Below are 12,583 nucleotides of genomic sequence, written 5' to 3' on the forward strand. Positions count from 1 at the left end.
AAATATTGTTTCTACACAACCGCTAATTGTTGAAAATAAACTTGATGCATTTATGTGATATTTATATAAAGCATTTATTCTAAAGCTTTATTTGATGGTAGCATAAATTCACATAACACTAGGCCATCAAGACTACTCCCTAATAATTGCAGATCTAGCAAGGTTTTATTCTCACTTTTTTCATCTTTAATATATGTTACATAAAATCAATTTTTTATAAAAGTACACAATATAAAGCATGATTTTATGTAACTGTATTGACGATAATAAGCCTTAACTGGCTTTAGCTGTTGTTATCGATTTAGCTTGGATGCGATAAGCATGTAAAAGAGGTTCGGTATAGCCGGATGGTTGCTCTTGCCCTTTAAATACTAGATCACAAGCCGCTTTAAACGCAATACCATCAAAATTAGGTGCCATATTGATATAGAGTTTATCCACTTTATTCTGACTATCAACCACCGCCGCCATCTTTTTAAGTGCAGCCATTACTTCATCTTCAGTGCATATTCCGTGTGCTAACCAATTGGCCAGATGCTGTGAAGAGATCCTTAATGTCGCTCTGTCTTCCATTAAACCAACGTTATTGATATCAGGCACTTTGGAGCAACCCACACCTTGATCAATCCAACGCACCACATAACCTAATATACCTTGGGCATTATTTTCTAATTCAAAGGCTTTAAGCTCTGCTGACAACGTATCAGGTTCGAGCATTAAAGGGATGGTGAGCAGATCATCGAGCTTTGCGCGTGATCTTAGCTTGAGTTGGTCCTGCACATCCCTAACATTGACTTGATGGTAATGGGTAGAATGCAGTACTGCGCCATTGGGTGAAGGAACCCAAGCCGTATTTGCGCCCGCTTTAGGGTGCCCTATCTTCTGCGCTAACATGGCGGCCATTTCGTCAGGCATCGGCCACATACCCTTACCTATTTGTGAACGGCCTTGCAGACCGCACTCTAAACCGATATCAACATTCCAATCTTCATACGCTGCTATCCATTTCTGTTGTTTCATCAGCGATTTTGCTACAAAAGGTCCTGCTTGCATTGACGTATGGATCTCATCCCCGGTCCTATCTAAAAAGCCAGTATTGATAAACACCACACGCTCTGATGCCACCCGTATACACTCTTTAAGGTTAACGGTAGTACGACGCTCTTCATCCATAATGCCCACTTTAATGGTATTACGGGCAAGCTTTAATGCGTCTTCAATTTTAGTAAACAGATCACAAGTAAATTTAACCTCTTCTGGACCATGCATCTTGGGCTTAACAATATTGACTGAGCCCTTGCGGCTGTTACTACGATTATTGTTATTTCCTTTAAGATCATGCATTGCAGCAAGTACGGTGAGCATACCGTCTAAGATCCCTTCAGGAACTTCTCTGCCCTCTTTATCTAGCACAGCATTGATGGTCATTAGATGCCCAACATTACGCACAAAGAGTAAGCTTCTGCCCGCAAGGACCAATTTTTGACCTTTAGGATTGAGGTATGTACGGTCTTCATTAAGCTGGCGGATAATCTCTTTGCCATTTTTGGATACTGAAGCAGACAAGTTACCTTGCATCAACCCTAGCCAATTACGATAGATCTCAACTTTATCTTCAGCGTCAACAGCGGCCACTGAGTCTTCACAATCCATAATGGTTGTGACTGCGGCTTCGACTAACAAATCACTCACGCCAGCCAGATCGCTTTTACCTATGACACTGGTAGCATCAATCTGGATCTCAATATGTAGACCGTTATTTTTCAGTAAAATAGCACTAGGGCTCGCCTTTGAACCTTGATAGCCAACAAATCGCTCTGCTTGTGCCAGTCCTGTTATATTGCCATTGTTAAGCGTTGCCTTTAGCTCACCAGCGTCAACAACGTATTCAGTCACCTCTGCATGACTGGCGTTAGACAATGGAGCGGCGGTATCAAGATGCTGTTTCGCGAAGGCTATCACCTTGGCTCCGCGCACAGGATTGTAACTTTTGGTGAGCTCTGCGCCATCTTGCTCTGATATTGCATCGGTACCATATAATGCGTCATATAAGCTTCCCCAACGCGCGTTTGCAGCATTTAGCGCGAAACGTGCATTCTTAACGGGAACGACCAGTTGCGGCCCTGCTTGCTGAGTAATTTCGGTATCAACATTTTCAGTACTAATCGAAAAAGGTTCACCTTCAGCGACTAAGTAACCAATATCGTAAAGAAATACTTTATAGGCGTCCGAGTCAAAATCATTGCCTTTATTGCCGACATGCCATTCATCCAACTGATGTTGCAATTGCTCTCGCTTCTCTAACAGCTGACGATTGATTGGGGAAAACTCAGTGACGATCTCTTCGAATTTAGCCCAAACCGACTTTGCATTCATTCCTGTACCAGGACACATTTCGTTTTCGACGAGATTAGCTAACTCAGTGGCGACTTGTAGACCACCGATTTGAATATATGTTGTCATGTTTTGCCCCTGTTCATCCTTTGCACCGCTCTTAAGTTGCTCGAGCACTTATCATCCATCTATTGATTACACCTATGAAGGGTAATTTTCTTTACCCTATATCAAGCAATACACATTTATCCAGTTTATAGCTGTTATTCCCACTATTCACCAAACTTATGCAAAATAGCTTTTTGGTGTTATTTAACGTCACTTTTGACTAAATACAACTTATTAGCCATTACCACGACTAAAACTATCGGCTGTTTTAGTGATCAGTTGCCTCATCCATTTATGCGCTGGATTATGCTGTAGTAAAGGGCTCCACGCCATAGTGAGTGCGATGGGTTGTATGATAAACGGCGGTGCGACAATGCTAACACGGTCGTTATGCTCGTACTGCCTGGCCATCTTACTTGGTATGGTTGCGATCAAATCTTGTTGCTCCGCCAACAAACAGGCTGCTTGGTAATGCCGAGTAAATACAGTAATACGTCGCTTAACGCCTATCCGTGTTAACGCTTCATCGACCCATCCTAACCGCTGTACATCATCTGGGTCCATACCAACCCCAACGCCCATTCCCGTCTTGCTAACCCATACATGTTTGGCTTCTAGATAACTTTCAAGTGAAAACTTCTCCAATACAGGATTTGTCTTACTTATCAGGCAACTAAAGTCATCACTCCAGAGTACTTTTTGATGAAAAGATTGTGGAATACTATCAAATCGATTGATCACCATATCGACTCTTCCTTGTTCTACATCAGGGAAATTGACGTCGCTTGGGGTCATGATATCAAGAATAATATTAGGCGCTTCAGTACGAAGCTTTGCAATAAGCGGTGGGATCAATGTCGCTTCAGCATAATCACTTGCCATAACACGGAAGACTTTTTCACTTTCTGCAGCATTAAAATCGGCACGTGGCTGTACGGCTTTTTCTAAACCAATCATTAACTCGCTTATTGTTGGCTGCAACTCTTGCGCTCTTTCAGTGGGCGTCATCCCTTGGCTAGTCCTAATGAGCAAGGGATCATCAAACAATGTCCGCAACCTTTTTAGACCATTACTCATCGCGGGTTGGCTGATTCCTAGTTGATCAGCTGCTCTGGTAACATTTCGTTCACGTAGTAAAACATCTAAATAAACCAACAAATTCAGGTCGATACGAGATATATTCATAAGATAAATACCGAGAATAGAAACTATAAATTAGACTTATTTAACCAAATCTAACTAATATTTTCAACGTAATCAATTGCCGCCAATCATATTGTTAAAGGAATATACGCATGACAAACTACAGAACTAACATCGATGAAGCCGCTACCTTGATTAATGCAGAAGGTAGTGCATGGAATGCAATCAACCCAGAATCAGTAGCGCGTATGCGGTTACAGAATCGTTTTCAAACTGGGTTGGACATCGCTAAGTATACTGCCAAGATTATGCGTGAAGATATGGACAACTACGATAAGGACACTTCGCAGTACACCCAGTCTCTCGGTTGTTGGCATGGTTTTATTGCCCAGCAAAAAATGATTTCGATTAAAAAACATCTGCTAACCACTAAACGTCGTTACTTATACCTTTCTGGTTGGATGGTTGCGGCGCTTCGTAGTGAGTTTGGTCCCCTCCCTGACCAATCAATGCATGAGAAGACGTCTGTAGCGGCCCTCATCAAAGAATTGTACACCTTCCTTCGCCAAGCCGATGCGCGCGAATTAGGCGGCTTATTCCGTCAGCTAGACGCTGCTAGTGCAAGTGAAAAGAGCGCGATTCAAGATAAAATTAATAACTTTGAAACTCACGTAGTACCAATTATCGCCGATATTGACGCTGGTTTTGGTAATGAAGAAGCCACCTATCTGATGGCTAAGCAGATGATTGAAGCCGGCGCTTGTTGTATTCAGTTAGAGAACCAAGTGTCTGATGTTAAGCAGTGTGGCCACCAAGACGGAAAAGTCACCGTCCCACATGTTGAGTTTTTAGCAAAAATAAACGCAGTGCGTTATGCATTTTTAGAACTCGGAATTGATGACGGCGTCATTGTAGCTCGTACCGATTCTTTGGGTGCCGGTTTGACTCAAAAGATTGCCGTGACTAGCGAAGCTGGTGATTTGGGTGACCAATACAACTCATTCCTTGAAGTTGAGGCTATCGATGCAGCCGAACTTGCAAACGGTGATGTTGTCTTCCAGCAAGGCGGACAACTCGTTAAACCTTCTCGTTTACCAAACGGACTGTTTAAGTTCCGTGCAGGTACAGGTGAAGAGCGTTGTGTATTGGATTGCATTACTTCATTACAAAATGGCGCAGATCTACTTTGGATTGAAACTGAGAAGCCACATGTATCTCAGATTGGTGCCATGGTTAACGAGATCCGTAAGACCGTTCCAAATGCCAAGCTGGTGTATAACAACTCACCATCGTTCAACTGGACTCTTAACTTCCGTCAGCAAGTGTTTGACGCAATGAAAGAGGCTGGCCAAGATGTGACAGCTTATAACCGTGAACAGTTGATGAGTGTCGATTACGATACTACTGAACTCGCCATTCAGGCAGATGAAAAAATCCGTACTTTCCAATCCGATTCTGCTCGTGAAGCCGGCATTTTCCATCATCTTATTACGTTACCGACTTATCATACTGCTGCGCTATCGACTGATAACCTTGCCAAAGAGTACTTTGGCGACCAAGGTATGCTTGGTTATGTCGCCAACGTACAGCGTAAAGAGATCCGCCAAGGTATTGCATGTGTTAAACATCAAAACATGGCAGGTTCTGATATGGGTGATGCTCATAAAGAATACTTCTCTGGTGACCAAGCGCTTAAAGCATCGGGTAAAGACAACACCATGAACCAATTTTAGCTAATGTCGTCTTTGGATTTACTAAGTTTTTTGAAGTGGACTTAGCCCCAAAGTAAGCTAACGCTAAAAGGCCTGCTCTAATGCAGGCCTTTTTACATCTAAACATTTCATCTAGATGAAATGTTGCATTGAAATATTTTCAACCGACCATAACGATATAGAATAGAGATAACTGTCAATTGACGTGTCTACGTATGATTTTAAAATCAAAAAAATTCACAATGTAATGATAGACATTATCTAATACCTACTGAGAGTTCATATTTAGAATAGTTTTAACGCTTAATTCACTTTCATTATTCTCCTTAAATAGCCGGATAAATAAATAGGAAATCAGCATTGTTAAGGGCTGTCGAAAGGGTCATGTTTCGGAATGACGTCACTGATTGATAGATAAAGACAATATGACGGTTATTGGAGGGCTTCACTTTCAAAATGCGATCCATGTAATATTCAACCATAACAATATATCAATACGTAACCGCAATAATTATTGCTACCGTTTAGGTTGATGTAGGCTGCGCATTCGTCGTTATGAGTATTTTTATATCACCCATTGGACTTATGAAAATAGGCTTTACACTGATAGAAATTATCATTGCTTTTTTGACTCTAACAGGAAGATCAAATCAACTTTTCTTAAGCCGCCTTTGTTAATTTATTAATACCAAAATCTTTTTAGATTAAGTAGTCACGTTCCACCTTTGCGATCCTCAGTGCAAAACGGCTATACCACTTCTCTTTCCCCATTGCCTGTGCTTGCAGGTGTTCAGCATTTTGTTTCCACGCCTTAATGGCATCGAGCGTTTGCCAATAGGAGACCGTAATGCCGAGCTCTTCTCGTGCTGCTTCAATCCCTAAAAATCCCGGTTGGTTTAGTGCTAATTCAACCATGCGCGCCCCCATTGCATGGTAGCCTTCAGTATCGGCAGATAAAACTGAAGTAAACACCACACAGTAATACGGTGGTTTAGGAGTATTGGCTAATGTTGTCATATCATTCCATTGTTAAATACTATTTGGAAAAAGTGCGCTCAAGAAAGCAAAAAAAAACCAGAACATATGTTCTGGCTTTTCATCATCGTATTTACTTCTCGGTCCAGCGGTCCATCCAGCCTAGAACATTGTCGTACCATTGCTCTAAGTTATCAGGGTTTAAAATCCAGTGGTTTTCATCTGGGTAAACCAATAGCTCAGATGGGATCCCTTTACGCTGCATAAATGTGTAGGCAGCAAGTCCTTGACCGTAAGGAACACGGAAATCTTTCTCACCATGAATAACTAACATCGGTGTCTTCCAGTTATCGACGTAGTTAACTGGGTTGAACTTTTCGTAAAGGTCTTTGTTGTCGGCATAGGTGCCGCCAAATTCATACTCAGGGAACCATAGCTCCTCAGTGACGTAATACATAGAGCGCATGTCGAATAGACCCGCGTGGTTAACGAGGCATTTAAAACCATCGCTCCAGTTACCCTCGATCCAGTTCATCATGTAGCCGCCGTATGAACCACCCAGTGCACAAGCACGGTCGCCATCAAGCCATTTCTGCTGCTGAGTCACCGCCGCGAGGCCTTTTTGTAGATCTTCAAGCGGCTTACCGCCCCAATCTTGAGTAATTGAATCGGTAAATGCTTGGCCATAGCCAGTTGAACCGTGGAAATCAATCATCACTACGCCATAACCAGCGCCGGCCCATAGCTGTGCATTCCAGCGACTGCTAAAAGAGTTACCGAATGAACCTTGTGGTCCACCGTGTACCAAAAAGGCAATCGGGTATTGCTCGCCCGCTTTATAGTTACTTGGTTTTATCCAGTAACCATAAACCTCTTCGTTATTCCAACCTTTAAAGCTAAACTGCTGATATTCACCAAATTTAATTTCAGCCAGCTTATCCTTGTTTATCTCAGTTAAACGGTTTAGGTTTTGACCATCTAGATTAATTGAATAAAGATCGCCAGGTTCAACCAGTGACTTATTGCTGAATATAATCTTGTCCGCATTGATCCCAACGACACTGTTACTGCCTTCGTTATAGATGGTTTTAACATCACCAAACTGGGTATTAACTTCGAAGATAGAGACTTGCCCAATATCTTGAGCGGTGACGTAAAGCGTTTTGTTGTCTTTACCAAATGCCAATGAGCTTGGGCTACGATCCCACAGCGGCGCAACCTCTTTTTCTTGGCCAGTGACAGTGTCACGCAGCATGATGCGATAACGATCAGCCTCAAAACCGGGTTTCGACATCGCTAAATAAGCTAAATAACGTCCATCTGCAGAATAAGTGGGGTGAGCGTCCCACGCTTTATTCGCTTCAGTTAAATTTTTAACATCACCGCCATCAACACTGACTTGCCATAAATCGTAGTTTGTCGTCCAAGCTTGATCTTTACTCGGCGCTTTAGCGCTATAAACAACGTACTTGCCATCGGGCGTGAACGTCACTTCTTCCATACCAGAGAAAGGCTTTGGGGGCGTTTCAGTATCTAAGCCTGCGGTAACATCAACAGCCGTAGTGACCGTCTTACCATTTAGCTTAGCGACAAATAAGTGGCTTCTTGAATGGTCATTCCAGGTATCCCAGTGGCGAACCATTAACTGCTTATACTCTCGACCTGTTGAGGTACGCACAGCTTCGGCATCAAACTTCTCTTTTGAGCAGTTGAGGTCTTTACAGTCTGGGAAAACACGCATGTTAACCACGGCTTGAGTGCCGTCATTTGAAAGCTTAAAACCTTCAACGTCGAGTGGGAAATCAGAAACTTGTTTAGCTTCGCCACCATCGAGTGCTAGTTGATATAGCTGACTTGAGCCATTGCGAGCAGCAAGAAAATAGATGCTCTTGTCGTTTGGGCCAAAGGCAACACTGTGCTCTGTACCGGCAAACTGGGTAATTTGTTTCACATTAGCAGTGCTTGAGTCTAAATCTTGGATATAAAGGTCTGAACTGCCCTTTCCATTAGTATCAACATTTTTGACAGCATAGACCACTTTGGTGCCATCATTGGATAATACAGCCGAATGGAGCTTATTGATTTTAACTAACTGTTGGACGGTGAAAGGCGTGGGTGTTGCAGCTTGTACGCTAAAAACAGCGCCAGCAGATGCTAACGCCATAATGATTGCAGTTTTTTTCATCGTTTTAGTCTTATTGTTATGTTTAAAGGTGTGTTACCACGATGGGCGACAAAATAATCCCTGGAGCGATACAGACACTATCCAAAATAAATGGCTTAAGCAATACGTTTAAGCCATTCAGAGCAGACGCTATATCAATAGCGCCGTTAACTTTCCGTTAATGTGATAGCGACTATAGAGTCATGCCGCTGTGTCACTACCCGTTTAGCTTCACTTTCCAGATAGCAGGTCCTGTCTCGTGAGCATTCACGCCATTAGAATCAACCGCCACGGTAACGGGCATATCTTTTACGTCAAATTCGTAAATAGCTTCCATGCCTAAATCGGCAAATGCCACCACTCTCGACTTTTTAATGGCTTTTGACACTAAATATGCCGCGCCGCCTACAGCCATTAAATAACATGACTTATGCTGCTTAATGGATTCAACTGTCGCAGGGCCACGCTCAGCTTTACCTATCATGCCCATCAGGCCAGTTTTATCTAACATAAGATCGGTGAACTTATCCATACGAGTCGCCGTCGTAGGACCTGCAGGGCCAACCACTTCGTCTCGAACAGGATCAACAGGACCAACGTAATAGATAAACTTACCTTTAAAGTCCACGCCTTCAGGTAAGCCTTCTCCGCTTTCAATCAAACTTTGAATACGCTTATGTGCCGCATCGCGTCCGGTGAGCATTTTACCGCTTAACAAAACGGTATCGCCGCTTTTCCACTCTTGCATCTCAGCTTGTGTAATCGTATCAAGATTAACCCGACGTACACTCTCACCGACTTCCCAAGTGATCTTAGGCCAGTCTTCAAGTGACGGAGGCGTGAGTTCTGCCGGCCCGCTGCCATCTAGATGGAAATGCACATGACGTGTTGCAGCGCAATTAGGGATCATAACCACAGGCTTAGAGGCTGCGTGGGTAGGTGATGATTTAATTTTTATATCCAACACCGTTGTCACGCCACCAAGCCCTTGAGCACCAATACCCAGTTTATTGGCTCGGTCAAAAATATCTAATCGAAGCTTTTCTTCAGTCGTTTTTGCACCGCGAGCTTGTAACTCATGAATATCGACCGGGTCCATTAGCGATTCTTTCGCCATAACCGCTGCTTTCTCGGCCGTTCCACCAATACCGATCCCGAGCATTCCAGGAGGACACCAACCCGCACCCATTGTCGGCAGTGTTTTTTCTACCCATGCTGCAATGTCATCAGATGGATTAAGCATCACCATCTTAGATTTGTTTTCAGAACCACCACCCTTCGCTGCAATAGCAACGTCAACATGATTGCCCGGCACCATTTCAACGTGCACGACTGACGGGGTATTGTCTTTGGTGTTCTTACGGCCACCAGCAGGATCTGCGACAATAGAAGCTCTAAGAGGGTTATCAGGATTAGTGTAGGCTCGGCGTACACCTTCATCGACCATTTCTTGAACCGTCATATCGGTTTTATCCCACTGAACCGCCATGCCGATTTTAACGAAACTGGTCACGATACCGGTATCTTGGCAAAGAGGACGTTTACCTTCGGCTGACATGCGCGAATTGATCAAGATTTGCGCTATCGCATCTTTTGCGGCAGCGCTTTCTTCACGCTCATAGGCATCGGCCATTGAGTCAACGAAATCTTTTGGGTGATAATAGGAGATATATTGCAGGGCATCAGCAACGCTTTCGATTAAATCGGCTTGCTTGATTACAGGGACTATTTTGCTCACAGACACTTCCTTTTTAACAGACACTTATTCTATTGACTGATACATCCCATGAATAGACCGGGATGTACGCTCCAGCTGCCTTAGCGGCATGTGTGTTTTGTTTTTATAACTTGTGTGAGCAATATGATACTCTTTCGCGACTTTGAGTTAAACATCACATTTTAGATAGGGTTAATAGATGAACAAATTGGCGCCTAAATCCGTATTTTCGATGCGTCTTGATTGGAATTTAACCACAGAAACACTTTTCGGCCTGTTTTCAGATTCACCTTGGGCCATTTTACTCGATTCAGCTGACGCTGATCACGTTGACGCGAAGTTCGATGTGATCTGCGCCAGCCCCATTGCGACATTGGTCAGCAGCAAAAGCTCTACCCAAATAACAAAATCAGCAAATAGAGCACCTTTATTTGCGCTTGCAAGCGATCAATTATCATCATCGCATTACATTGAACAACACGAAGGCGAGCCTTTTAGCCTGTTAAAAACCACCTTGTCTGAACTATTTCCCATTCATAAAAACAGCTTGTTACCCTTTTCAGGGGGCGCCATGGGCAGTTTTAGTTATGACTTAGCCCGTAAGATCGAGAAAATCCCCACTATAGCCTTAGATGATATCTCACTGCCGGTGATGAATGTCGGCTTCTATGATTGGGCGCTGGTGTTTAACTATGAACAACGGCAGTGGACTCTAGTGCATTATCAAAGCCAACTCGCATTAGAGGCAACAAAAAACGCACTGGATAGCTTACTTGCTCAGGCAAATCTTATCGCATCAGAACCACGCGTAGGTAAAACGGTCGATTTTACATCTGTGAGTAAAACGCCTTTTAGATTAACCCGCGATTGGCAAAATCAAATTGATGCTACAGCTTATAGTGACAAGTTTAAGCAAATACAGCAGTACCTTCATAACGGCGATTGTTATCAAATAAACCTGACACAACGATTTAGCACCCAATATGAAGGTGATGAATGGCAAGCGTATTTAGCACTTAGACAAAGTAATGCCGCGCCCTTCTCCGCGTTTATTAGATTGCCTCAGCATGCTGTGTTATCGATATCGCCCGAACGCTTTGTTTCCTTGCAAGCTGACCAAATCCAAACTAAGCCGATAAAAGGCACGATGCCAAGAGATAGCGATCCGCGGATAGATAAGCAAATGGCTTCGCTGTTAGCCACATCTGAAAAAGATCGCGCTGAAAACTTAATGATTGTTGATTTACTCAGGAATGATATTGGTAAAGTTGCCACTGCTGGCTCCGTTAATGTGCCTAAGCTATTTGACATAGAAAGTTTTCCGGCAGTGCATCATCTTGTGAGTACGGTAACGGCGACATTAAAACCAACTTTAGACGCTAGTGACCTTTTGAAATCCTGCTTTCCTGGAGGCTCTATTACGGGCGCCCCTAAAATACGCGCAATGGCGATCATTGAAGAACTTGAACCATCACGAAGAAGTCTTTACTGTGGATCTATTGGTTATATTAGCCAAAATGGAAATATGGACACCAGTATCACCATTCGAACTTTAGTCGCGCAACAGCAAAGTAGGGATATTAGTCCCAAACAGGATAACATTCTGTATTGTTGGGCGGGAGGCGGCATAGTTGCAGACTCTAAAGTGGATGCTGAATATCAAGAAAGTTTCGATAAGGTGAGTAAGATCCTGCCGGTGCTATCTCGGATTAATCAAGAGGCGTAATGATATGGATTTAGTGGAGTTTAGACTCAAATTTAATCTCCACTCTTTGCCGCAGTCACATCATTTACCGGCTTCTCATCAGTTTGAACTCACTAAACCTTTTCGTAAGGCTGCCGTGCTCATTGCTCTGAGTTTTAATCACGGTGAACTCGAGCTTATTCTTACCCGGCGACCTACCCATCTGCGAGCACATCCTGGACAGATCAGTTTTCCTGGTGGCAAAGTAGAAAAGTTTGATACGAGTTTAGAAGCTACTGCTTTACGTGAGGCAGAAGAGGAGATCGGACTGTTTATTGACAATGTTGATGTCATTGGCTTATTGCACGACCATAAAACGTTTACTGGTTTTGATATAACACCGGTGGTAAGCATTGTAAAACAGCCATTTACGCCCATTATTGATCCTGGTGAGGTCGATGAGCTATTTACCATTCCGCTGTCATTTCTATTGAATAATGATAATAGACACACGCAGTACTTTAGCCGCAATGGGATTAAATACCCAGTTCACTTTATCCCTTACAAATCCTATTTTATATGGGGCGCCACGGCAGCGATGATTGATCAACTGTGCAGGCTTATCTCCCACACCGATACTTAACCTTAACCCCTATCCGAATTCGTTATACCCGATGCATCCACTCTAGGTTATTCGTTATCCTATCTAAATGGGTAAACTCAACGTTCGCTGCTTTGTCTTCTAC

At 43.2% G+C, this 12,583-nt stretch carries 8 protein-coding genes; 3 read left to right on the top strand and 5 right to left on the bottom strand.

All coding sequences use genetic code 11. From position 1 onward, the window contains the following. Nucleotides 1-273: 273 nt before the first annotated feature. Together CXF83_RS13170 and CXF83_RS13175 are read right to left on the bottom strand one after the other, a co-directional pair. Nucleotides 274-2,463: a malate synthase G gene (locus CXF83_RS13170; protein ID WP_101089229.1), complete on the bottom strand. Its 2,190-nt coding sequence runs from the start codon at nucleotides 2,461-2,463 to the stop codon at nucleotides 274-276. A 213-nt stretch (nucleotides 2,464-2,676) separates the two neighbouring features. After that, nucleotides 2,677-3,627: a LysR family transcriptional regulator gene (locus CXF83_RS13175; RefSeq protein WP_101089227.1), complete on the bottom strand. Its 951-nt coding sequence runs from the start codon at nucleotides 3,625-3,627 to the stop codon at nucleotides 2,677-2,679. A 110-nt stretch (nucleotides 3,628-3,737) separates the two neighbouring features. On the opposite strand from CXF83_RS13175, the gene CXF83_RS13180 reads away from it, so the two are divergent. Continuing rightward, nucleotides 3,738-5,318, top strand: coding sequence for an isocitrate lyase (locus CXF83_RS13180; protein WP_101089228.1), 1,581 nt, complete (start codon nucleotides 3,738-3,740; stop codon nucleotides 5,316-5,318). A 678-nt stretch (nucleotides 5,319-5,996) separates the two neighbouring features. Here the strand turns inward: CXF83_RS13180 and CXF83_RS13185 are convergent. The 3 genes from CXF83_RS13185 to CXF83_RS13195 form a co-directional block, all read right to left on the bottom strand. Beyond that, nucleotides 5,997-6,314, bottom strand: a complete 318-nt coding sequence (locus tag CXF83_RS13185) for an antibiotic biosynthesis monooxygenase family protein (RefSeq protein ID WP_101089104.1) — start codon at nucleotides 6,312-6,314, stop codon at nucleotides 5,997-5,999. 91 nt (nucleotides 6,315-6,405) lie between these two features. Then, on the bottom strand, nucleotides 6,406-8,457 hold the full coding sequence (locus CXF83_RS13190; RefSeq protein ID WP_101089103.1) for a dipeptidyl-peptidase 5: 2,052 nt from the start codon (nucleotides 8,455-8,457) through the stop codon (nucleotides 6,406-6,408). 196 nt (nucleotides 8,458-8,653) lie between these two features. After that, entirely contained in the window at nucleotides 8,654-10,174 is a 1,521-nt protein-coding gene (locus tag CXF83_RS13195; protein ID WP_101089102.1) for a fumarate hydratase, read from the bottom strand. 178 nt (nucleotides 10,175-10,352) lie between these two features. On the opposite strand from CXF83_RS13195, the gene pabB reads away from it, so the two are divergent. Both pabB and CXF83_RS13205 read left to right on the top strand, forming a co-directional pair. Continuing rightward, nucleotides 10,353-11,879 (top strand): aminodeoxychorismate synthase component I, encoded by a 1,527-nt coding sequence (pabB, locus tag CXF83_RS13200; RefSeq protein ID WP_101089101.1) that lies wholly within the window; start codon nucleotides 10,353-10,355, stop codon nucleotides 11,877-11,879. 4 nt (nucleotides 11,880-11,883) lie between these two features. Beyond that, nucleotides 11,884-12,480: a CoA pyrophosphatase gene (locus tag CXF83_RS13205; RefSeq protein ID WP_101089100.1), complete on the top strand. Its 597-nt coding sequence runs from the start codon at nucleotides 11,884-11,886 to the stop codon at nucleotides 12,478-12,480. Nucleotides 12,481-12,583: the final 103 nt, after the last annotated feature.

This window comes from Shewanella sp. Choline-02u-19 (genome assembly GCF_002836205.1).
Lineage (GTDB): Bacteria > Pseudomonadota > Gammaproteobacteria > Enterobacterales > Shewanellaceae > Shewanella.

Excerpts from the sequence above, each read along its gene's own strand:
- CXF83_RS13180 (WP_101089228.1), top strand. The coding sequence starts at position 3,738 with ATGACAAACTACAGAACTAACATCGATGAAGCCGCTACCTTGATTAAT.
- pabB (WP_101089101.1), top strand. The coding sequence starts at position 10,353 with ATGAACAAATTGGCGCCTAAATCCGTATTTTCGATGCGTCTTGATTGG.
- CXF83_RS13185 (WP_101089104.1), bottom strand. The coding sequence starts at position 6,314 with ATGACAACATTAGCCAATACTCCTAAACCACCGTATTACTGTGTGGTG.
- CXF83_RS13170 (WP_101089229.1), bottom strand. The coding sequence starts at position 2,463 with ATGACAACATATATTCAAATCGGTGGTCTACAAGTCGCCACTGAGTTA.
- CXF83_RS13190 (WP_101089103.1), bottom strand. The coding sequence starts at position 8,457 with ATGAAAAAAACTGCAATCATTATGGCGTTAGCATCTGCTGGCGCTGTT.
- CXF83_RS13205 (WP_101089100.1), top strand. The coding sequence starts at position 11,884 with ATGGATTTAGTGGAGTTTAGACTCAAATTTAATCTCCACTCTTTGCCG.
- CXF83_RS13175 (WP_101089227.1), bottom strand. The coding sequence starts at position 3,627 with ATGAATATATCTCGTATCGACCTGAATTTGTTGGTTTATTTAGATGTT.